Source organism: Providencia alcalifaciens (genome assembly GCF_020271745.1).
In the GTDB taxonomy this organism is placed as follows: Bacteria; Pseudomonadota; Gammaproteobacteria; order Enterobacterales; family Enterobacteriaceae; genus Providencia; species Providencia alcalifaciens_B.
Genome location: NZ_CP084296.1, coordinates 3,868,180 through 3,889,643 on the forward strand (window position 1 = coordinate 3,868,180; position 21,464 = coordinate 3,889,643).

The 21,464-nt window shown below is 41.9% G+C and carries 21 protein-coding genes and 1 pseudogene; 19 read left to right on the forward strand and 3 right to left on the reverse strand.

Features of this window, described 5'->3' with window-relative positions:
* The first annotated feature begins 3 nt into the window (after positions 1–3).
* The 12 genes and pseudogenes from LDO51_RS17970 to LDO51_RS18025 all read left to right on the forward strand — a co-directional run bounded on the left by LDO51_RS17970 (position 4) and on the right by LDO51_RS18025 (position 11,227).
* A complete protein-coding gene (locus LDO51_RS17970) occupies positions 4–798 on the forward strand; it encodes a hypothetical protein (protein WP_225575646.1) in 795 nt (264 codons plus the stop codon).
* Positions 783–1,127 (forward strand): DUF7079 family protein, encoded by a 345-nt coding sequence (locus LDO51_RS17975; protein WP_225575647.1) that lies wholly within the window; start codon positions 783–785, stop codon positions 1,125–1,127. Before LDO51_RS17970 ends, LDO51_RS17975 begins: the two co-directional genes overlap by 16 nt.
* A 157-nt stretch (positions 1,128–1,284) precedes the next feature.
* Positions 1,285–2,895: a type VI secretion system protein TssA gene (tssA, locus tag LDO51_RS17980; RefSeq protein ID WP_225575648.1), complete on the forward strand. Its 1,611-nt coding sequence runs from the start codon at positions 1,285–1,287 to the stop codon at positions 2,893–2,895.
* A 23-nt stretch (positions 2,896–2,918) separates the two neighbouring features.
* Entirely contained in the window at positions 2,919–4,670 is a 1,752-nt protein-coding gene (gene tssF, locus LDO51_RS17985) for a type VI secretion system baseplate subunit TssF (protein WP_225575649.1), read from the forward strand.
* Complete coding sequence (gene tssG / locus LDO51_RS17990; RefSeq protein WP_225575650.1) at positions 4,646–5,737, forward strand: type VI secretion system baseplate subunit TssG; 1,092 nt, start codon at positions 4,646–4,648, stop codon at positions 5,735–5,737. Before tssF ends, tssG begins: the two co-directional genes overlap by 25 nt.
* A 15-nt stretch (positions 5,738–5,752) precedes the next feature.
* On the forward strand, positions 5,753–6,292 hold the full coding sequence (gene tssJ, locus LDO51_RS17995; protein WP_225575651.1) for a type VI secretion system lipoprotein TssJ: 540 nt from the start codon (positions 5,753–5,755) through the stop codon (positions 6,290–6,292).
* A gap of 1 nt (position 6,293) precedes the next feature.
* Positions 6,294–6,722: a type VI secretion system baseplate subunit TssE gene (tssE, locus tag LDO51_RS18000; protein ID WP_225575652.1), complete on the forward strand. Its 429-nt coding sequence runs from the start codon at positions 6,294–6,296 to the stop codon at positions 6,720–6,722.
* A 23-nt stretch (positions 6,723–6,745) separates the two neighbouring features.
* A complete protein-coding gene (locus LDO51_RS18005) occupies positions 6,746–8,089 on the forward strand; it encodes a VasL domain-containing protein (protein ID WP_225575653.1) in 1,344 nt (447 codons plus the stop codon).
* A 58-nt stretch (positions 8,090–8,147) separates the two neighbouring features.
* The gene (locus LDO51_RS18010) at positions 8,148–9,416 is read left to right on the forward strand and encodes a lipase family alpha/beta hydrolase (protein WP_225575654.1); all 1,269 of its coding nucleotides are present in this window, start codon (positions 8,148–8,150) and stop codon (positions 9,414–9,416) included.
* Positions 9,413–9,948: pseudogene (locus LDO51_RS18015) on the forward strand (T6SS immunity protein Tli4 family protein); the annotation flags it as partial. The gene LDO51_RS18010 and the pseudogene LDO51_RS18015, both read left to right, overlap by 4 nt.
* A gap of 27 nt (positions 9,949–9,975) precedes the next feature.
* On the forward strand, positions 9,976–10,482 hold the full coding sequence (locus LDO51_RS18020; RefSeq protein ID WP_263869909.1) for a T6SS immunity protein Tli4 family protein: 507 nt from the start codon (positions 9,976–9,978) through the stop codon (positions 10,480–10,482).
* 232 nt (positions 10,483–10,714) lie between these two features.
* Positions 10,715–11,227: a sterol desaturase family protein gene (locus LDO51_RS18025; RefSeq protein WP_225575655.1), complete on the forward strand. Its 513-nt coding sequence runs from the start codon at positions 10,715–10,717 to the stop codon at positions 11,225–11,227.
* 114 nt (positions 11,228–11,341) lie between these two features.
* On the opposite strand, the gene LDO51_RS18030 is transcribed toward LDO51_RS18025, so the two are convergent.
* A complete protein-coding gene (locus LDO51_RS18030) occupies positions 11,342–11,926 on the reverse strand; it encodes a hypothetical protein (RefSeq protein ID WP_225575656.1) in 585 nt (194 codons plus the stop codon).
* A 101-nt stretch (positions 11,927–12,027) separates the two neighbouring features.
* Here LDO51_RS18030 and LDO51_RS18035 point away from each other — a divergent pair, with 101 nt between their 5' ends.
* Positions 12,028–12,705, forward strand: coding sequence for a DUF1345 domain-containing protein (locus LDO51_RS18035; RefSeq protein ID WP_225575657.1), 678 nt, complete (start codon positions 12,028–12,030; stop codon positions 12,703–12,705).
* A gap of 151 nt (positions 12,706–12,856) precedes the next feature.
* Positions 12,857–13,117, forward strand: coding sequence for a DinI-like family protein (locus LDO51_RS18040; RefSeq protein ID WP_225575658.1), 261 nt, complete (start codon positions 12,857–12,859; stop codon positions 13,115–13,117).
* Positions 13,118–13,285: 168 nt separating this feature from the next.
* On the opposite strand, the gene LDO51_RS18045 is transcribed toward LDO51_RS18040, so the two are convergent.
* Positions 13,286–13,525 carry a hypothetical protein gene (locus tag LDO51_RS18045; RefSeq protein ID WP_225575659.1) on the reverse strand — a complete coding sequence of 80 codons (240 nt, stop codon included), beginning with the start codon at positions 13,523–13,525 and terminating at the stop codon, positions 13,286–13,288.
* 161 nt (positions 13,526–13,686) lie between these two features.
* On the opposite strand from LDO51_RS18045, the gene LDO51_RS18050 reads away from it, so the two are divergent.
* The 3 genes from LDO51_RS18050 (at position 13,687) to LDO51_RS18060 (ending at position 16,457) form a co-directional block, all read left to right on the forward strand.
* Positions 13,687–14,361 carry a response regulator gene (locus LDO51_RS18050; protein WP_225575660.1) on the forward strand — a complete coding sequence of 225 codons (675 nt, stop codon included), beginning with the start codon at positions 13,687–13,689 and terminating at the stop codon, positions 14,359–14,361.
* A complete protein-coding gene (locus tag LDO51_RS18055; RefSeq protein ID WP_225575661.1) occupies positions 14,351–15,718 on the forward strand; it encodes a sensor histidine kinase in 1,368 nt (455 codons plus the stop codon). The genes LDO51_RS18050 and LDO51_RS18055 overlap by 11 nt, the downstream gene beginning before the upstream one ends.
* A gap of 163 nt (positions 15,719–15,881) precedes the next feature.
* Positions 15,882–16,457: a cysteine hydrolase family protein gene (locus tag LDO51_RS18060; RefSeq protein WP_225575662.1), complete on the forward strand. Its 576-nt coding sequence runs from the start codon at positions 15,882–15,884 to the stop codon at positions 16,455–16,457.
* A gap of 321 nt (positions 16,458–16,778) precedes the next feature.
* On the opposite strand, the gene LDO51_RS18065 is transcribed toward LDO51_RS18060, so the two are convergent.
* The gene (locus LDO51_RS18065; RefSeq protein WP_225575663.1) at positions 16,779–17,294 is read right to left on the reverse strand and encodes an anti-virulence regulator CigR family protein; all 516 of its coding nucleotides are present in this window, start codon (positions 17,292–17,294) and stop codon (positions 16,779–16,781) included.
* A 175-nt stretch (positions 17,295–17,469) separates the two neighbouring features.
* Here LDO51_RS18065 and LDO51_RS18070 point away from each other — a divergent pair, with 175 nt between their 5' ends.
* Both LDO51_RS18070 and LDO51_RS18075 read left to right on the forward strand, forming a co-directional pair.
* The gene (locus tag LDO51_RS18070; RefSeq protein ID WP_225575664.1) at positions 17,470–18,720 is read left to right on the forward strand and encodes a mechanosensitive ion channel family protein; all 1,251 of its coding nucleotides are present in this window, start codon (positions 17,470–17,472) and stop codon (positions 18,718–18,720) included.
* A gap of 308 nt (positions 18,721–19,028) precedes the next feature.
* On the forward strand, positions 19,029–21,458 hold the full coding sequence (locus tag LDO51_RS18075) for a DMSO/selenate family reductase complex A subunit (RefSeq protein ID WP_225575665.1): 2,430 nt from the start codon (positions 19,029–19,031) through the stop codon (positions 21,456–21,458).
* Positions 21,459–21,464 lie beyond the last annotated feature (6 nt).

Consider the following 21,464-nt stretch of genomic DNA (forward strand, 5'->3'; position numbering starts at 1 on the left):
GAAATGAGTGATGGGAAAACAACTGGTGAAATAGCGGGTAGTTACTTGTTAGATAATGAGTATCTACTTCAAATGGATTATGTTTTAGATAATGCTATAGCGGCTTTTGAGGGGGCTGCAGCGCGATTTTCTATTGATGCAATAAGTGACGCTAAAGTGAGATATAGTTACCAACAAAATATAAAACGTGTAGTCAGTGAAGTAAAAGAAATGGTTAATTCTAAAAAAATATCAGTCAAGGAAGCTTCTATATTTTGTTATGAAATGAGAAATCAAATAATGGCAGAACATAGAAAAGTAACTTCACCTCAAGGATTAGCTAAAGCTGAAAAGCATAAAAAAGTACCATTATCTTTAGATGAATTATTAGATAAATATTCTAAAAATAAATATGGGCTTGATATGAAAAGCCTCACAGAAAGTCAAAAGAATGTTGTTTATTATGAAGTGATGGAGGCGGCGGCTAGAGATAATGTTCAAATATCTACGGAAACTAAGCGTTTAAAAATATTGGGAAAAGTAGGGATATTAATTACAGCTACTCTTGCAACATATGAAATATTAGAGGCAGAAAATAAACCCAAAGAAACTGTTAAGCAAGGTATGGCAGTAGGAGGAGGGCTTTTAGGCGGTTGGTTAGCAGGTTTTGCTGTTGCTCCATTATGCGGGCCTGGAGCTCCAGTTTGTGCAGTGGTTGTTGTTTTAATCGGCGGAACAGCAGGTGGTATTGCAGGTTCAGTAACTGCAGATAGTCTTGATGAGGAAATAGAAGAGTTTACTAAATGGGATATAAAATAGAAGATCGAGTTCTTTGTGAAGCTTTATCATATGCGTTTCTTGATACTGAAATTGATTATGATTATATAGCTTCTATTGCTAAAAACTATTCTACGGAACATGTTGAATACATGTTTTTCAACTATGTTGCACGATCTTGTTATTATAATACTGTAGCGCCGATTCCTTCTATTGTTTATTTTTTTGATCCTGATGAATTACATGAAAATATTGAATCCATCATGAAAAGGGATAAAACGATACACGGAAAGTTATGGATGAATATATTTGTTTGTTATCTACGGTTTAAATTTAAAAAAGAATGGCTTCAATTAAAATCACTTCTATAAGAATAATGTGTAGATAGTTTGATTTCCAGAAAATCCACTATAATGAATTGGTATATCCACTCTTAACCATATTCTGGCTCAAATCCCTAAAAAAGAGAGCCAACTTTCCAATTCGGCCACTCACTAGTCACGCATTCACGTCGATAGGACATCACCTATGCCTTTATTAACTGCCTTGCGCACCGCTTGCTTTACTGGAAATCCACTTGCCGCAAACCTGCTTGTTGAGCAGCAAGTGGCACTATGGGAGCGCTGGATCCTGCCCATTACCGCCGAAAATCCGATGGGAGATGACCCCGGTTATGACGATGACTTCGAACGCATGAAAGAAGAAGTCAACAAACTTTCAGGCTCGGATACGGAGTTAATTTGCGCCCTTGCCGAAAAACTGCTGACCAACGTCTGCAAAGATGCGCGAGTTATCACTTACTATATTTGGGCACGTTTGCATCGTGAAGGGGAAACAGGATTAGCCGATGGGCTAGGTCTACTCGCCGGATTACTGCATCGCTACCATGACAGCCTATTACCTACGCGTCCAAATAGCCGAAAATCCGCCATCGAATGGCTAGCCGGTCAACGTGTCATCGACAGCTTATCCCTCTACCCTGAGGTGGATAGCAACGAATTTTCGCGTATTGTGGCGCTACTTAGCGCGATCGTGGATGAGTTTAATACGTGGGATGAAGCAAGCCGCCCTAACCTTGCTCCCCTCTTACGCGCCTTAGAAAATCGGCTCGCCCAATCAGGGGGGGCTAATAGCGTCGTCCCGCAAAATATCAAAGCGTCTGAAAATGTCGCAACAAAACAAATTGCCTCGGCTATCAGCCCTATCGCCCCCATCCAATCGGGTCGCGAGCTGCTCGATCAAGCCAAAGTGCTTGCCAATTATCTACGAAATCAACCCAACGGCTGGCTGTCGGGTCACAGGCTGATGAAATCTGTCCGCTGGGATACCCTGCACCAATCGCCACCACAGAACCAGCATGGTTGCACACGTTTAGCTCCACCGCGCTCGGATGCGAAAGCCCAATTAAAACGTTTATATCTGCAACAAAACTGGTTAGAACTCACCGAACAAGCCGACCGACTATTTGCCGAAGGCGTTAACCATTTTTGGTTAGATGTTCAATGGTACTTACACCAAGCGCTCAGTAAATCTCCGGCACCTTGGAACGGTTGGGCGGACGTTATTGCCTCGGATTTAAAACAATTTTTACTGCGCCTACCGGGATTAGAAAATCTCGCATGGGAAGATGGTACTCCCTTTGCTGATGAAGTGACCCTCGCGTGGATCAAACAGCAGATTCTAGAAGATAACATTCAGTCTCTGCACTCTATGCCAGTTCAAGGCGCGGATGACGATGATAACGGCTCGATATTCGCCTTAGAGCAAGAAGCGTTAACGCAAGCCGATACCGAAGGGGTAGAAGCCGCGTTAGCATGGTTAATGTCTCGTCCGAATATTCAAACCACCCGCCAAAAATGGTTACTAAAATTAGTGATGGCCAGAGTCGCAGAGCAGTTTGCCCGCCATGATTTGGCGCTGAACTTATTGCGTGAATTAGATAATCGCGCCGAGCACATGCAACTGGCTGATTGGGAGCCGCATTCCCTGTTTGAAGTCAAAGCCCGTCAATTACAACTTCTGCGCGGTAAAGCGCAACGTAACACACCGGATAAGGCCGAGTTACATCACCAAATGTCTGAATTATTGGCCCAATTAACCCGCTTAGATCCTGTCCGAGCACTAGTGCTCTACCCTTAAATTAATCAGTGAGAGTGATACGAATGGATGATTTAACCCTTCGCTATTATGATGCAGAAATGCGTTATTTACGCGAAGCTGCGAAAGAGTTCGCCCAAGCTCACCCCGACCGGGCGGCACTATTGGATTTAGACAAAGCCGGCATTCCCGACCCTTTTGTTGAGCGATTATTTGAAGGTTTTGCCTTTTCGATGGGGCAACTTCGCCAAAAAATTGATGATGATTTACCTGAATTAACAGAAGGATTGGTCAGCCTACTTTGGCCTCATTATTTACAAACCATCCCTTCACTATCGGTGGTTGAACTTGCACCGGATATTCACGATATGAAATTATCGTCGGTGATCCCAGCCAATTTTGAAGTGCTTTCACGCCCGATTGGCGAGAAAAAAACCGTTTGTCGTTACCGCACCACACGGGATTTAACCTTAAACCCCATTACGCTATCCACAGTGAATTTAACCACTGAGCCTGATGGACGTTCCGTGATCCGATTACGCTTCGATTGCACAAAACTGGTCGATTGGAAACAGAGCCCTCTTGGCGCCATTTCCTTTTATTTGGCGGGTGACGTCCCAACCACTTACGCCCTGCATCTGGCTCTCACTAAGCAGGTCGCAGCGACCTATATTCGTTTACCGTCATCCCCTGACCGCGTTCGTTTACCGCTGTGGTTTTCTCCCGGTGGATTTGCCGAAGAAGACCAACTGTGGCCCAAAGGAGATAGCACCTTTAGTGGCTACCAGTTATTGCTGGAGTATTTTTCTTTTCGCGAAAAGTTTTTCTTCGTCAACTTAAACGGACTTGGCGAAATTCAATTACCCGAAGGATTAAGTCACTTTGAGCTGGAAATTGTGCTCGATACCCTGTGGGATAGCGACATTCCATTAAGTCGCGATAACCTAAAACTGCACAGTGTTCCGGTGATCAACCTATTCAATATTGAAGCTGACCCACTCACCGTTAACGGGTTAGAAAGTGAATATTTACTGCGTCCCCGCCGCCTACAAGACGGGCACACTGAAATTTACGCTGTCGATATGGTTCATGGCACAAGGCGAGGTGAGCACATTCACTATGTTCCATTCAGCAGTTTTCGCCATCGGGGCGGTATGTTGCGCCGCAATGCACCAGAACACTACTACCATACTCGCGTTAAGCGCGGGGTCAGCGGGTTGCATGATACGTGGCTAATTTTAGGGGGAGAACGCGAACAGCCGACTGCCGCCCTTGAAAGTGAAACCTTATCTTTGCAATTAACCGGCACTAACGGGCAACTTCCACGCAAAGCGCTACAAAGTACATTACTCGACAGAACCGAAGAAACGCTACAAACCCAATTGCAGGTTCGCAATTTATGCAAGCCAACCCTACCTTGCTATCCTCCAGCCGAAGACCGTTTCCATTGGCGCGTTCTTAGTCACCTTGGCGCCAGTTTCCTCAATATGATGGACAACGTAGAAGTATTACGCGGCACATTGGCGCTCTATGACTGGCGAGAGGATGATTTAAACAGCCGCAAACTCGATGCCATGATCCATGTTGAACAGCATCTTATTGAGCGTTTCGAAAAAGGCTTTTTACAGCGCGGTATTGCCATCGATATCACTCTTGATAGCAACGGATTTAACGGTGAAGGTGATATTCATCTCTTTGGTGAAATGCTCAACCGCTTTTTCGCACTTTATACCGACGTGCATCTATTTAACCAATTGACTCTCCATATTTTACCAACAGGAAATAGCCTCACATGGACAGAGAATCATCCTCAGTAAATCAGCTTTTTGATGCGCTAGGGGAGCGTCTACCACGGGTTAACTTCTATCGGTTTTGCCAACTGCTAGAACAGAGTAATAAACAGCGCCCGCCACTGGGTAGCACCCAAGACCCGAGAACAGATGTTATCCGGTTTCGTCCCCATCGTGGGATGGGTTTTCCTGTCACCGAAATTAAAGGCATCGACATTGAAGACCGCTACCGAGATAGCAACACACCCAGCATTCGAACCACCTTTTTAGGGTTATATGGCGTCACATCGCCGTTACCCACCGCCTACCTCGATGACATCGCGCAGCAACGGGAAGGAACTGAATCGCTCACGGATTTTTTGGATATTTTTAACCATCGGCTCACCACGCAGTTTTACCGTATTTGGCGAAAATATTCCTATCCAGCGACCTTTTCCGCAGGTGGCGAAGACGAAACTTCCCAGTATTTGTATGGATTAATTGGCTTGGGGATCCCTGGCACTGCCCAACATGTGCAAGCGCCTTTATCCCGCTTTCTCGCCTTACTGGGTACGTTACGTTTTCCAACGCGCACCGCAGAAGGCGTTGCATCTCTCGTTAAATTACTGGCGCCTGACACTCATGTAAAAATCAAACCCCATGACCCACGGCGTATCGAGCAAGTAACTCAAACAGGGCTATCGTGCAAAACACCGATGACCTTAACCAACAAGCCGGTTTTAGGTCAGTATTCTACCGATGTCAACAGCCAAATTTTGATTACCTTACGGACAGATAACTTTGATGAAGCCCGCAATTGGCTGCCTGACGGACAGCTCTATCAAGATTTAATGGCGCTGTTGCATGTCTACCTAGGGTCAAGAGTCAATGCGCGTCTTTGTCTCAAATTACCCAGAAAGTTGCTCCCTAACGCAACGTTAAGCGCGCAATCTCACCAAGGTGTTCAACTGGGACGTACAGCCGCAATGGGCACATTAATCCCTAATGCCCCTCACCGAGAACACATTATTACCTTAAATTTGGGGCGCTATCAGCGATTATCGGCAACATCACACTCTACGCCGCCCTCACAGTATGCTAATTATCGATTCTAATTCTGGAACTCTCCTATGAAACAACTCCCTTTATTGCCATTTTGCGGTAAAACATTGGTGCTTCTGACTGCATTAAACCTCACCGGATGTGGGCTCACTCAAATGGTCAGCGATGGTACTCGCAATGCCGCAAACGCAATATTTTATAAGCAAGTAAAAGTCGTCCATCTTGATTTCGTGGCGCGTGAAGCACTCAATACCGATGATACAGGCGCATCGCTGTCCACCATCATTCGCGTATATCAATTAAAAGATACGGAAAGCTTTGATGAGAGTGATTACGCGTCGTTATTTGCCAAAGATAGCCAAGTACTCAAATCCTCTCTCGTAGTCCAAAAAGATTTACGCATTCGCCCAGGTGAGTCGATTTCCCTCGATATGCCCCTTGAAGAAGGCGCTGAATTTGTTGCCGTTGCGGTGATGTTCCATCACCCTGACCTTATTACCGACGACTGGCGCGTAGTGATCCCCAAAAAACGGTTACTACCGGATGACCCACGCTTGCTCACTCTCGCGGATAACTCCATGACCTTAAAACCACTTGGAGAAAAATAGCATGTCCCAACCTTCATTATATGAAATGTTAACGGGTTATTTTTCGGGAGGACTGGATATCGATGCTATACCAGAACATGACCAAGTGATGGTGTCTGTGATGGACAATATTCGCCGTATTCTCAACGCCAGAGCGGGCAGCATCGAGCACCTTCCCGACTACGGGCTACCTGATATGAGTAAAATGATCCAAGGTCTCCCCGGCACCGCTCACAATATGATGACCATTTTATCGGCAACGTTACTCAAGTATGAGCCTCGCATCAAATCACTCTCTTTAGTGTTATTACCGCAAAACAGCTTTGGGGCGCTTCATTATGCCCTTGAGGTTGAATTACATGAGCAAGGTTTGATCCGCTATGGCACTGAGTTTATGCCGGATGGGCGTATTCTCGTCCACCATCTAAAAAAACAATTCGATACGATTTAAACCGACGACAGCGTGAGAAGACTATGAACCCAGATTTAAACACATTGCGCCTTGGTGGCGACCCGCGCACGCTGGCTGATTTTGCCGCGCTCAAAGAAGAATTAAATAAACGCTTTCACCCTGCCCGCCCAGATGTAGACTGGGCACGTGCCCATGGGCTATGTTTGTCCTTATTCAACCAAAACGGTGCTGATTTACAAACTTGCGCATGGTTTACCTTGATCCGCCAGCATCAAAATGGCATCGCAGGGTTAAACGAAGGCTTATCTTTACTCCAACATTTACTAAGCCGCCATTGGCAAGGATTATGGCCACAACAAACCCATGCCCGGGTTGAAATTCTTGCTACGCTGAGCCAGCAACTCATGACCGGGTTACGCGCCCATGCGCCTGTTTATGCTGACCTTCCAGCACTGTATCAAACTGAAGCAACGCTCAACCAAATTGGACAATTACTGCAAACATTAGAGCTCAAACACCTCACTCAGCTGGAACGACTGCAAAACTTGCTCACCACCCAAGCCAAGCAGCTCGAAAATACCGATGTTCCCGACAGTGGTTTTATTCCACCAACGCCGCTGCAATTGCCAAAAACCTCGCCATCGTCATTTCATGCCCGTACCGCCGCAACGCCAATTTCCATCAAAGCCAATGCCACTATTAGCACTCCAGCGTCCACCCAGCCTTCTTACCGCAAAGGCATCTGTGTGGGTCTGGCTTTCGGTATTGTGCTCACAGGCGCGCTGTGTGCAGGAACTTTGTATGTTTTACACCCGAAAATCAATAACCACGTTTTAGCGCAAGCTCTTCCACAGCTCCCTGACTTTACGCCGAATATTGCCTCAATACTTGAGCAACAATTACAACCTAATGCCGCACAACCCAATAGTTTTTCCCCTGAAAAACTCAAGATAATCGATAACTACCTCGTGAAATTAGAGTCCGTCTCCCCAATTTGGTCTCAGCAGTATGGATTAAACATGGTGAGTTACCTCACTAAGCAATATGGTGAACGGCAAGAGGTAAACGCGTTTAACGATAAATGGCAGCAAAATATGCAAATTAATGCGTTATCTAACGATAAATTACAACAATGGTCTGAAGGAATGAGCAAGTTAAATAATCTCAGTACGCGCTTAGACAGTCTTGATGGTAAACCTCGCAGCTATATCACGGGGTCTGAGTTAAAAACCATTATTTTCAATGCCCGCCAGCATTTTAATCAAAGCGTTCCGTTAGAAGAAGAATTGCGCCGCCTTGAGCAACTTCAAACCCAAGGTTCCGTCCCTGAATCTGAATACCAACGGATTGATAATCATTTTAAACAGCTACTGAATCGCTATGCGTTGATTCAGCAAAATAAGTAGTTATTCATCACTCAATTAAGCCAGCATGCTCAATTCAAAGGACACGCAATGAGCCAAGATGAACAAAGCGAAAAGCCGTTGCTCTACCTCGGCAAATGAAGCCGAGGCATATTTCTCTCAACACTCTATTTTTAAACATATTTTAGAGAAACCACTTTCGTCAGAGGATACAAACCTGCTTTCGTATGGTGAAACGGGGAAATATCGTAGCTTACTGCTTCCGCTTCATGTTTTTGGTTATAACTGGTTACAAGACAACGCTCAGTCCGCACGAGACCTCGTCAACTACATTGATGAGGTTTTAAATTTATATCGGCCCAAACGTAATGGCGGGATTGGACATGGGCTCGCTTTTGAAGAAGGGCATGAGAAAGTCATTCTTGTGACCCATTCGATGGGAGGATTGGTATCCCGTTACGCTTCCGAATTATTAGCAACGCCCTACAAAGATAAAATTCTTGGCATTGTGCATGGTGTGATGCCTGATTTGGGTTCGCCAACCGCCTATAAGATGATGAAAATCGTGGAACATTCGTTTCCGATGTCCCTTGTTTTGGGGGCGAGTACCACACGGCTTATGTCTGTTTTAGCGCAATCCCCAGCGCCGTTACAACTTTTACCTTCTCCGAAATATAACCATGGTCAACCGTGGCTGCGGATTGAAAAAGGCAGTCCTGATGGGGTAACTGATTTATTGTTGCCGCAAAAAGGTGATCCGTTTGAAGATATTTATCTTAGAGATGGTGTTTGGTGGCAAATATATGAGGCTGATATTTTGGATAAGGATAAGGAAATAATTAATTCTAATTTGAAAAAATATAAAAAAATAATAAGAGATACAGTTAAACCATTTATTGAAGATATGGATAGTCAATATCACACCAATACTTACCAATTTTACGGCGCATATGACGATAAAAATGACACTAAGCTGGCTCAAGACTCTCGCCGTTCAGATGAAACGGTGACCTGGAAATTACGGGATAAAACGTCGTGGTTATGGGTATCTGACGATAGTCGAGAGACAGTGGAATATGGTGATAAACGGGAGTATACATTACTTAAATCCAGCTATGCATGGAAAAGCCCCAATGGAAATTATGAAGGAGGTGCGGGAGATGGTACGGTGCCTAAATACGCTATCAACCTACAGGAGTCGTGGCGATTTAAAGATATTTTAGAAACGAATGTTGACCACCAGAATGCCTATAAATTTGAGCCTATGAAGGGGGATGGCGTTTATGGTGAGGGTAAATTATCACCAGCAATAAAATTCACATTGCGCTCCTTATGCCGAATATTGCAAACGGATGAGGTTAAACCATGATAAGAAATAAATTTATTGCTTTTTTAAGCTTAGTCTTATTGGGGGCTTTGGTTGCGTGTTCGGTACCCAATAAAACCTATTCCCGCTCACTTAATGAAAAGGATTCTGCTGTGATTAATACTCTGTTTGATGATGCACCGACCTACTGTTTAGGTCGCTATACGTTTAATTACCCAAAAGCGTTGACCCAAGAGCTTTCATCTATTATTACCATCGATGATATGACGATTGAAAGTCAGTTTATGTACCCTCCTTCGTTTAAACAACGCATTGAATTACGGGAAAGCGAGTTAAAAAACAACGTGTTAGTGATGAATCAGATGGACCCTTTCTGAAAGATATTGTGCGATTAGATAAGGGAGTTATTTTTGATAGAAATGAAAGCTATGCTTATCCAGATGCAGCGAGAGTATTAGAGACTCATGTGTATATTGATAATGTTGTTTTTATCATCACTTCAAAATATAGCGATATTACTAAAAATAAATATAAAAATAGGCAAGAAAGATATAAAAAAAACAATAGATTATTTACCGATAAACCCCAAAAACTAGCAGCGATGCAATCCTTGATTTCCCGCTTACAGGGTCGTCCAAAGAATGAAATTCCGACCGAAAAAGGAATCTGTATTCCTTATGGCTTTATTCACGATGATGGACGTGACCACAAATTTAAATTGTCTATGCTCTTTAAAAACAATCAATTTGCATGGGCGATTGTGATGGATAATTTGCTAGGAAGTGAAGATGACAGTTTATTGGAGCGTTCATCTGAAGTTAAACCGATTATGCGAAAATTAGGGGCTTCTACCTTGAAAAAAGGCCCAGTGAAATACAACACGATTGCTGGTGAAGAGTGGTTAATTTCCGATGAAGAGGACGGAGATAAAAAATACCGTTTTCAATACAATGCCAATGAGAAAAATGTCACTTATTTACAACCTTTAGTGCTTATTTTACTCCACAACTCCGGAATATTGACGGTGAAAGATTACACCGATGCGCAAATAGTTGAAATCTGGGATCGGGTTTTACAGTCATTTAAACTTCGCCCAAATGCGTATTAAGATTTAATGCAATGACAGAATATCCCCTGTCATTGCACGTTCTATGCCTGTCATTATCAATGAATAGGCCAAAAGTTTGAATAAAAGATTTCCTGACAACGCTCTTAAGCTATTCCTCAAAATCAATTGCTATCAATTAAATAGAACTGCACTTTTTATGAGTGCCAATTTTCTATAACTAACTGTTTTCTATAAATAACTATTTTCTACAAATTACAAAGGATGTTTTTTAATGAATTGGAATTTAACTCGAACGCAATATATGGCTGATTTTATTGTTGTTCCTATTTACGTGATTTTGGCATTTACTGTGGCACTTTTTCGTGAAAATGCTCAATTATCTTGGCTGATTTATTTTATTTTGGGATGGTGTATTTGGACACTAATGGAATATATTATTCATCGTTATGGTTTCCATTTTTATTATAAACGTGACCACGCGCGACACCATGTCAAACCGCGAGCATGGATAGGAACAACGCCTTTAGTGAGCACCTCTCTTCTTGCAATAATTTGGGGGCTATGCGCGATTTTAAGTAATAGCATCGGGCTAGGTAGCATTATTTTTATTGGCTTTTGCTTTGGTTATTATAGTTATATTGGTATTCATTATTTAATTCATCATTCTAAGCTGGCAATTATTAACCCCCTTCGCCACCATCATGAATTACACCATCGTAACCCTCGCATCAATTATGGTGTTTCCGTTAGATTTTGGGATTATATATTTAGAACGAAAGCGTAAATTCAGTAAAACTATTCAAGGGAAATTAAGTCACATTGACAAAAATATCTGCTATTTCATCGTGCTTATTTTCCCTTACCCTCACACCGATATTTCTTGCAAATATTCCCTTTCTTACCGATCGCTACTTATGCCATCAAAATCAACTTCTCCCGTGATTTTGTCGATATCAAAATACGCAATAACTGGGGTGGTCATGGGATCTGCAGCACCGCGACACCCTACAGACTGGTGATCTTCACGCACTAGCAGCCTCATAAAATCTGCATTATTAATCCCCTCATAAAACAGGCATCGATCTTCCGTACTCAACCATAATGAAATCACTCGGGTTGCTAAGTCTAATTCAGAAGGATTCACATCGTTACGGTAACTGTCACCGTGATGCAGTTGCCATAGTTTCTCTTTACTCAGCCACCCCCTGACAATATCACCGGATACCGTATAGTAATTGACGAGAAGAAACTCCCCTTCTACTTCCATTTGTCCAGACACTTGATCGCCAGCAATCACGAAAACATCCTCGACTAAACATGTGTCATCCGGTGCAGAATAAAAATACGCTTTATCCTTAACGATCATGGTACTAAAGTGAAAACCTGCATCAGCGATAGAAAAGTCTGCGTCCTTTTCACACAGTTCATTTGCATATAACGGCGCAGAAAAACACAACAGCAAGCATAAATAGAACTGTTTCATTTCATTCCTTGAAACGCAGTGATTAGTGCATCCTTTTTACCAGTGATATACTCAATTTACTTTAGGAAAAACACCCGATTATTAAATTCAAGGAATACCCCATGCTTCGCAATGCTGCTCGCATCGCTCACCAACTACGTCATGCATTTCATTCTCGACCACGCTTTTTGGTCTCGCTTATTGTTGCTTTCATCACTTTCTTCGCTTTATTTCAAACACAAAGTCTGATTATTAACTTAATTATCAGTTGGAACGCATTTGCGTGGTGTTATTTGCTATTTCTGCTCCAGAGAATTATTAGCCACAATGTGAAAGACATTCGTAAGCTGACGAAAATCGAAGATGAAAGTGCAAGCATGGTAATATTTTTCTTGATGTCGGGCTGCTGCGTCAGTTTATTAGCGCTATTTTTTGCCTTAGGTGGACACAGTGATATTCTGAAAGCCGATAAAATTTATTCCTATATTTTAACTGCCTCTACATTGATATCCTCTTGGCTACTCTTACCAATGGGCTTTACCATGCACTACGCTCATCTCTATTACGGCAATAGTGAAAATGAAAAACCGTGGCTAATTTTTCCCGATAAAATCATCCAACCGAGCTATTCGGATTTTATGTATTTTTCATTCACCATTGCCGTTGCCTCACAAACGGCAGATGTGGAAGTTGCCTCACCCTCTATGCGTCGTGCAGTATTGCTCCAGTCCGTTATTTCTTTTGTCTTTAATATGGCAATTTTAGGGTTGTGCATTAATATTTCCGCCAGCTTTTTTTAAAGGATAAACAGCCTTTATAGGAATAACTTGCCGAAATAAAAAGAATTAGCCTGCTATCACAATAAAAAAATATTCGTTGCGGGATATTGACAATATCCCCATATAGATCTAAAAATACTGTATATTAATACAGTCTTTAGTAGAGGCTATTATGTTACGCATCGAAGTGTTATTTGATAAGAATTCACCGCAAAAACCAAATAGCTTGGTTTTACAAGCTTTAGAATCTGAGATTTTACGCAAGCTACAGCCACAGTACCCTGATATGGTCACTCGAGTGGGCTTTAGCTCTCAGCAGGCAATTAATATTTCAGGAACGAAGATTGCGGATGATAAATTGCGCATTGAAGAAATCTTAGAAGAAATTTGGATGGATGACGGCTGGCTACCTGAAACAAATACCGATGATTAGATGATTAGCAGAGAAATGGAAGGGTAATATCCATCTTCCATTTCTTAATTATTTGTTATGCTTTAAATTTAAATCGCTTTCAATGTGTTCCTGTCTATCGCTTATACACTTCTGCCTATAAAAACCAATAGCACCACAATTCACTCTTCCGCCATTGTCGAAAGAATGTTAATAAAGTTTCTGACGAAGATACGATTTAAACTCATTCACTGGATTACGTTTCGTTTTACTCACTTCAAGTACCCGAGTCTCTACTAAGCAAGTTTTCGCATCAGTGCATCGCGGAACTTCATTTAATTTCGTATGATTCAACGCCAATTGTGGCTTATTGGAACTCTCTCCCATAAATACCATGGCGATAAAAATAATCCCGATAAATAGAGGCACTTCAATATACGCTCGTTTCATGATGAATCCTCTTGTTATAGTTGTTGACTGTATATTAGTGCTTTTACATTTTAGTACCTTAATATTTGGTTAAATCAATCTTAAGGGATGCTTAAGGGGATAAATATCTTAGTTGCTGGGTGAGCAGAGTCTGCTTATACTCCGCAACAGAGGTAATAAATATGAATATTTTATTGGTAGAAGATGATCTTCATCTCGGCAAAGCGTTATGTCGTGGACTGGAATTAGCCGGATTTAATCCTTGCTGGGTCAGATTATTATCTGATGCTAAGCAGCAATTACAAACACGCAACTTTGATGTCATGCTATTAGACTTGGGATTACCTGATGGAGATGGTCAAGAGGAATTAATTTCATGGCGCCAATCTGGAGAATCGATACCGATTATTATTCTTACCGCTCGCAATAAAATGGATAATTTAGTGACGAGTTTAGATTCTGGTGCCGATGACTTTTTAACAAAACCCTTTGAAATGCCAGAGTTGATTTCTCGCGTAAAAGCTATTAGCCGCCGTATAGCTGGGTTTTCATCTGAAATCTGGCAATTGGATAATCTGCAATTAAATCCGTTAAACCATCAAGTTACCTTGGATGGTCAATTATTATTACTCTCTGGTAAAGAATATCTATTGCTATATGAATTAATTAAAAATGCAGACAATGTCGTGCGAAAAACAGATTTAGAACAACGTTTATTTGGCTTGGATGATGTGGAAAGTAACTCTCTCGAAGTTCACATTCATAATTTACGCCGCAAAATTGGTAAAGACAGAATTATTACTATCCGTGGCATCGGTTATTTACTAAAAAAAGAAGCACAATCTAGTGAAGATTAAATCCTTTCTTGTCTACACATTTGGTATTCAGATTGGCGCAGTTATCTTTTTATGGCTGCTGCTAATGGGTTGGCTGCAATTTTTTTATCTCCCTGATCTGGTCGATGATGATGAATTTAACCAACAGCAGCAAATCGTCACACAGGGTATTGCTCGTACGCTAGGGACCGTTTCAGGCACCCCAGAATATTTTGATAAACTCGCGGTTATCCTGCAAAAAATGTACACCGATGTCATGGAAAACGGCATCGAAACTAGCTATAAACCTTATATGGTTGTGCGGGATAATCGGGGACATGTATTATATCGCAATAGTGAAAAAATTTCGGACCCATCACTAAAATCTGTCGAGAAGCTTACTGCCCAATATAAAGATTGGCATTTCACTTCTGCATGGGATGATGCCCATACCCTCGAAGTTGTGATTGCAGAATCGTATCTTGAGCGACGAAAGTTAATCGGTAATCCAGCCGAAGGCACTGCTATTCCTCTCGCCTTTATTTTGGGCATAATGTTAATCGCTATTTTGATCACGGCCTATTTTAGTATTCGTCCAATTAAGCAAGTTGCTAAAATTATTTCATCGCGTCAACCGGGAAATTTAACGCCGATTGATACCAAAGATATGTATAAAGAAACTCGTCCCATTATTTCTGCAATTAACCAATTAATGGCGCGAGTAGATGCCACAAATTTACGCGAAAAACGTTTTATGGCGGATGCGGCTCATGAATTGCGGACTCCGATTGCAGCGGTGACCGCACAATTACATTTGTTAATGCATATCGATAATCCAAAAGAAAAAGCCGAGATTATTAATGATATGAAAGAGACATTAACGCGAGCCGCCTCATTATCTCATCAATTAATTGATCTCGCACGTTTGGAAGCAGAAGATTTTGCTATTCGTAAAGAGCAAATTGATTTACCGATGTTAATCGGTAATCTCATTTCATCCCATATTCCTTATGCACTCAATAAAAATATTGATGTGGAATTATCTAGCCCAGATTCCTTTTATGTCGAAACAGATAAGCTGGCGCTGAGTAATGTGTTCACTAATTTAATCGAAAATGCGATTAAATATTCACCAGAAAAAGCCAAAATAAAAGTGACACTGACAGATCTCACACCTTTTGGTGCCACCATTACAATTCAAGATAATGGGCGAGGTATTCCAGAAGATAGTCGTGTACATCTATTTTCTCGCTTTTACCGAGTCCCCGGAACATTAGAAGCAGGGAGCGGCTTAGGGTTATCTATTGCCCATAATCTGGCATCAAAAATAGGTGCAACATTAAAAGTCACTGATGGATTAGAAAATAAAGGTATTGGATTTATTATTGATTTACCTTAATTAAGAAAATTATCGAGAATAATACCATTATTTAAAATAATGGTATTCAGTTAACATCCCTAGCGCTCAATAAACATTACAATTCTCTCTTACGTTAAATTACTTAATTGTCATTAAATGACTTAATGCCAATTAAATTACTTAGCCATAAAAAGGGGCAATAATGTCACAGGCGCTAATCATCATTGATCTTATTAACGATATTGTGGGTAAAAATGGTTTATCCAATAGCAGTTATTCCCAAGTCAATTCCCGCAATATTATTGAAAAGGCGAATCAAGCCGCTAATTACGCAAGAAATCAGCGTATTCCTGTTATTTGGGTCAAAGTTGGCTTTAACGATAATTATCAAGATATCCCCGCGGGCTCCCCGTTTTTTTCACAAGCCAAACAGAAAGGCGCATTAAAATTAAGCGGCTATGGCTGCCATTGGGTGGAAGATTTGGAAGTTCATATGCAAGACAGAGTGATCATTAAGAAAGGTGTTTCTGCATTTGCAGGCAATAAGCTCCATCAATGGCTTAATGATAATGATATTACCCAGCTCTATTTTGGCGGAGTAAGTTCGCTGATGGCAATCCAAAGTAGCGTGAGACAAGCCCATGATTTAGGCTATTTTTGTCATGTCCTCGAAGATGTGTGTGCCGCTGCAACCATTGAACTACACGAACAAAGCATGCAGGCACTGGCAGGCCTAGCCACGATTTCATCCAGTAAGACGTTTATGCAAGGCAAATAACCGTCATGATGAGTATGTTGTAAACAATAATTTACAAGTCTCACCCCAAAAATTAGTTTAATCTTTAAAATATCTTTTAGTTGATTATTGACTTTGATCAATAAAAAACTAGAATGCTCCTACGTGATCAAGATCACACATTAACATTCGGAGCGAACATGAAAAGCATCAAAGAATTTTTCGTTAACCTGCAAGAAGTTGTTGAATTACTGTCCAAGCGTTTTATGTAATTTGTTTTAAACCATAGTCAATCAAACCTTTCATTTACCTCATTCAAGTATTTGCAAATTTTTGCTAACGGCCTTTTTTAAGGCCGTTTTTTTATTCAAATACGTTCTCAATAATTTCAGCGACCACTGCCGTTCCAATCGCCACCAAAATAAGATCTCTCCCACTCATTTTCCATTCATAGCCCTCATAGACTGGCAATTGATGAATAAATTTTGCTGGTAGCACTTTTTTTGCAATCCCTGGTGGTAACGGCTTGCCTCTTCTCACTTGTTTTGCGATGCCCGGCGGTAACCCTTTGTAGCCCGTAAGGCCATACTCAATGGCTAAAGGTCGAACATTCCCAAAATTCACACTAAAACTAATATTAGGTGAAATACGCAACGTTCCTTGAATACCCGAATTATCATTGTTCCATTGCTTCACTTTATAATGATCATCATCTTTATTCTTATGGCTGTTGTTGCCTTTAAATTCTTTATTATTATGTTTATTGCCGTTTCCATGCCCGTTGTTACCATTTGGGTCAGAAAACGCAAATGGTGATGTCCCCATGAATGCTAAAAGAAGAACCAGTGGTAGACTGCTATTTTTCGTAGGCTTTTTCATCCGTATTTCCTCATAAACATGATCGTCTGAGAGTATTCCTCAAATTATAGAGCATCAATCAGACTAACCGCCATTTTCCGTAATCTTATGTAAATATTCAGTATATTTCACAAACTTAAATCCTATTTGCTTATACTGGGTCGTCATTTATGGATAACGCAATAAAGGAGAATTTATGCAGCAGCAACTGCTCGACTGGGCTCGCCAGTTTAATCAAGACTATGCCACCCTCGCCTCTCTCTTAATGGTTCTTGGGCTGATACTGATTGTCGCCCTAATTTTGCATCTTTTTCTGCACAAAATATTGCTTCCCACCATTGAAAGAAGAGGATTAAAAGCGGGGTCCGGTTGGCAACATCAACTCACGCAATATAATCTTTTCAATCGAATTGCCTTTATTATTCAAGGTGTTGTTGTCAATATTCAATCCACCTTATGGCTATCTTCTGGTTCAACACCACAAATGGTACTGAATGTAGCCTCTCAAGCATGGTGCTTACTGTTTGGCTTGCTGACTATTTATTCCATTTTAGATATCACGCTGGGCGTATTACAACGTGCGGCAAAAACGGCACATCTCCCGCTCCGTGGTATTTTCCAAAGTATTAAGCTTATCGCCACTGTTTTGATTTCAATTATGATCATCGCGCTACTGATTGGTAAATCTCCATTGATTATCCTCAGTGGTTTAGGTGCGATGACAGCCGTCATGATGTTGGTGTTTAAAGATCCAATTATGGGTTTAGTCGCCGGTATTCAGCTCTCTGCGAATAACATGGTCAACATTGGTGATTGGCTTGAAATGCCGAAATACGGTGCAGATGGCGCAGTAATTGATATTGGGTTGACCACAGTTAAAGTTCGAAATTGGGATAATACTGTCACCACCATTCCAACTTATGCACTGATTTCAGATTCATTTAAAAACTGGAAAGGAATGACTGAATCAGGTGGGCGCCGTATCAAGCGCAGCCTACGTATCGATGCCAATAGTATTCATTTCTTAAAGCCTGAAGAAGTGAGCAACTTTGAAAAAGCCAACTTATTAGAGCCTTACATCGGGAAAAAAGTCTCTGAAATTCAGGTCTACAACTCTGCGTTACCAGAGGATAAAGCGACGCCACTCAACCAGCGACGCCTCACAAATATCGGGACATTTCGCGCCTATATTGAAGCGTATCTGCGTGCTCACCCACAGATCCATAAAAATATGACCATAATGGTTCGTCAACTGGAGTCAGACTCAAACGGCATCCCAATTGAGATTTACGCATTTACCAACACGACAGTGTGGTTAGAATATGAACGTATCCAATCAGATATTTTTGACCATATTTTTTCCATTTTGCCGCAGTTCAACTTATCCGTACATCAATCACCTACCGGTAATGATGTTCGATTCTTAGGTCGTTCAACGAATCAATAACTCATCATAGGTAACTTATAAATACTACTTAATGATTAGCGAACATGACCAACCTACCTAGAGGGGGAAACCCCTCTTATAGCCACCGATCCTACCCCATCATTATATAATTTTTAATATAACGATTGATAATAAAAACAGAACAAAACGGATATCCCTGATAAGAAAACTCCTTATAAATTAAATAAATAAAAATATCCGCCCTGGTTTTATCAAAGATATTGTTGATGCATATCATGTTAGTGAGTGGGTATTTTTCCTAACATATTGAACATACCTAATACGTTATTTACATATAGGCAATGTCAATGCATAAAAATAAAACAAATACTCATTTCGCAGAACTGAGCAGGAGGGAGTTTCTTCAGACCTCCGCAACCGTAGCGGGTGCAGCCGCCGTTGCAGGTTCAATCACTCTGCCTTTTGCTGCTCAAGCAAAAACACCAGCAATCATGCCCGATGAAGTCAGCGAAAAAATCAGCTACAGCGCTTGTTTAGTCAACTGCGGTAGCCGCTGCCCTCTTAAAGTTCATGTGAAAGATGGCGTTATCAGCCGTATTTCCAATGAAACCATGTATGACGATTCAACACTGGGAGAGCATCAGATTCGCCCTTGTCTACGTGGTCGTTCCGTTCGCTGGAAAACTTATAATCCAGACCGTTTAAAATACCCTATGGTACGTGTGGGTAAACGTGGTGAAGGTAAGTTCAAAAAAATTAGCTGGGATGAAGCCACCACTATCATTGCTGAAAAACTGAAATACACCATCGATAAATACGGCAACGATGCCATTTATTACCAATATGGTTCCGGTTCAACGGGGGCCAACTTGCATGGTCGTGCTGCCTGTAAGCGTCTTTTAAGTTTAACGGGTGGATTTTTAGGTGACTACGGGACTTATTCTTACGCGCAGTTAATGGAAATCACGCCATATGTTTATGGCAGTGTGGAAGAATCTTATTTAACTGAAATCCAAAACTCCGATCTCGTCGTGATGTTCGGTCATAACTTGGCTGAAACCCGTATGTCGGGCGGTGGTCAGTTCTATGAAACACTCAATGCGCTCGATAAGAGCAAAGCAAAAGTGATCATTATCGACCCACGCCGTACCGATAGCGTAACAACGTTAGGGGCTGAGTGGATCCCTATCTATCCAGGCACTGACGCTGCATTAGTGGCCGCTCTGGGTTATGTGATGATCCAAGAAGGCTTAACCGATGAAGAATTCCTGAAAAATTATTGTGTGGGCTGGGATGAATCAACCCTGCCAGCTTCAGCACCACGTAATGCCTCTTACAAAGATTACATCTTGGGCAATGGTCCTGATGGGATTGCTAAAACCCCTGAGTGGGCGAGCAAGTTAACGGGTATTTCGGTTTCACGTATCATTCAGTTAGCCCGTGAAATTGGTAACGCTCAACGTGCTTGGATCTCACAAGGCTGGGGCTTACAACGTACCGAAAATGGTGAGCAAGCATGTCGCTCCATCATGATGCTGCCTATTATGTCAGGTAATATCGGTCGTTCAGGGACTAACACTGGTTTATGGGGTAACAGTTTTGCCTATCCAGTGGCTGGATTTGGCTTACCAAACCCAGTGAAAGCGTTGATCCCTACCTACATGTGGTCAGAAGCAATTGTGCGCGGTAAAGAGTTAACCGCAGAAAATGGCGGGATCAAAGGCGTTGATAAGCTGAATAATGACATCAAATTTATGTGGTGTTATTCCAGTAATGTTATCGGAAACCAGCATGGTGATTTGAATAAAACCCATGAAATTCTGTCTGATGAATCAAAATGTGAGTTTATCCTTGTTTGGGATAACCACGATACCCCATCGGCAAAATATGCCGATTTACTGCTGCCGGATGTGACCACCGTTGAAACAAACGACCTGATCAATAACTCCTATGCAAGTGGAGCTTATCACTACCTGGTACGTCTACAAAATGCCATTGAACCACTGTGGGAAAACCGTCCAAACTACGATGTGTTAGCCGAGATTGCAGAGAAAATGGGCGTGAAAGATCAGTTCACTGAAGGTCGCACCTACGCAGAATGGATTGAGTTTTGCTACAACAAAACCCGTGAAAAAATGCCTCATTTGCCAGAATTTAGTGAGACCGATGGCGCGGGGATCATCGATCGTAAGTTCCTCAATAGTGCTGAAAACGTGGCACTGAAAAGCTTCCGTGATGACCCAGTGAATAATCCACTGAAAACCCCATCCGGCAAAATTGAAATTTACTCCGAAAAACTGGCTGAGCGCGTGAAAAACTGGGAACTTCCAGAAGGTCAGCGTATTCCGGCTATTCCTGAATATTGTGTGAATAAAGAAGGTGTTGAAGCACAAGCTGCACAGAAAAAACACTCTTTATTAATGACAGGCTTCCACGATAAGGGCCATGTTCATTCAACCTATTACAACGTGGCTATGCTACGTGAGGCGATTCCTCATCAATTCTGGTTAAACCCAATTGATGCACAAGAACGTGGTTTGAAGAACGGCGACTTAGCTGAAATCTTCAATGATCGCGGGCGTATTCAGATTAAAGTCAAAGTGACTGAGCGCGTCTTACCCGGTGTGATTGCGGTTCCTCAAGGTGCATGGCGCACATTGAATACCGAAGGTTTAGATGTTGGTGGTTGTATCAACACCCTAACCTCCCATGTCCCTTCTCCACTGGCGAAAGGCACACCACAACATACTAACCTTGTTGAAGTCAAACGCGCTTAAGGAGTT

Excerpts from the sequence above, each read along its gene's own strand:
- LDO51_RS18020 (WP_263869909.1), top strand. The coding sequence starts at position 9,976 with ATGCAATCCTTGATTTCCCGCTTACAGGGTCGTCCAAAGAATGAAATT.
- LDO51_RS18050 (WP_225575660.1), top strand. The coding sequence starts at position 13,687 with ATGAATATTTTATTGGTAGAAGATGATCTTCATCTCGGCAAAGCGTTA.
- LDO51_RS18060 (WP_225575662.1), top strand. The coding sequence starts at position 15,882 with ATGTCACAGGCGCTAATCATCATTGATCTTATTAACGATATTGTGGGT.
- LDO51_RS18040 (WP_225575658.1), top strand. The coding sequence starts at position 12,857 with ATGTTACGCATCGAAGTGTTATTTGATAAGAATTCACCGCAAAAACCA.
- LDO51_RS18045 (WP_225575659.1), bottom strand. The coding sequence starts at position 13,525 with ATGAAACGAGCGTATATTGAAGTGCCTCTATTTATCGGGATTATTTTT.
- LDO51_RS18035 (WP_225575657.1), top strand. The coding sequence starts at position 12,028 with ATGCTTCGCAATGCTGCTCGCATCGCTCACCAACTACGTCATGCATTT.
- tssE (WP_225575652.1), top strand. The coding sequence starts at position 6,294 with ATGTCCCAACCTTCATTATATGAAATGTTAACGGGTTATTTTTCGGGA.
- LDO51_RS17970 (WP_225575646.1), top strand. The coding sequence starts at position 4 with ATGAGTGATGGGAAAACAACTGGTGAAATAGCGGGTAGTTACTTGTTA.
- LDO51_RS18005 (WP_225575653.1), top strand. The coding sequence starts at position 6,746 with ATGAACCCAGATTTAAACACATTGCGCCTTGGTGGCGACCCGCGCACG.
- LDO51_RS18030 (WP_225575656.1), bottom strand. The coding sequence starts at position 11,926 with ATGAAACAGTTCTATTTATGCTTGCTGTTGTGTTTTTCTGCGCCGTTA.
- LDO51_RS18070 (WP_225575664.1), top strand. The coding sequence starts at position 17,470 with ATGCAGCAGCAACTGCTCGACTGGGCTCGCCAGTTTAATCAAGACTAT.
- LDO51_RS17975 (WP_225575647.1), top strand. The coding sequence starts at position 783 with ATGGGATATAAAATAGAAGATCGAGTTCTTTGTGAAGCTTTATCATAT.
- tssF (WP_225575649.1), top strand. The coding sequence starts at position 2,919 with ATGGATGATTTAACCCTTCGCTATTATGATGCAGAAATGCGTTATTTA.
- LDO51_RS18075 (WP_225575665.1), top strand. The coding sequence starts at position 19,029 with ATGCATAAAAATAAAACAAATACTCATTTCGCAGAACTGAGCAGGAGG.
- tssA (WP_225575648.1), top strand. The coding sequence starts at position 1,285 with ATGCCTTTATTAACTGCCTTGCGCACCGCTTGCTTTACTGGAAATCCA.
- LDO51_RS18065 (WP_225575663.1), bottom strand. The coding sequence starts at position 17,294 with ATGAAAAAGCCTACGAAAAATAGCAGTCTACCACTGGTTCTTCTTTTA.
- LDO51_RS18025 (WP_225575655.1), top strand. The coding sequence starts at position 10,715 with ATGAATTGGAATTTAACTCGAACGCAATATATGGCTGATTTTATTGTT.
- LDO51_RS18010 (WP_225575654.1), top strand. The coding sequence starts at position 8,148 with ATGAACAAAGCGAAAAGCCGTTGCTCTACCTCGGCAAATGAAGCCGAG.
- tssG (WP_225575650.1), top strand. The coding sequence starts at position 4,646 with ATGGACAGAGAATCATCCTCAGTAAATCAGCTTTTTGATGCGCTAGGG.
- tssJ (WP_225575651.1), top strand. The coding sequence starts at position 5,753 with ATGAAACAACTCCCTTTATTGCCATTTTGCGGTAAAACATTGGTGCTT.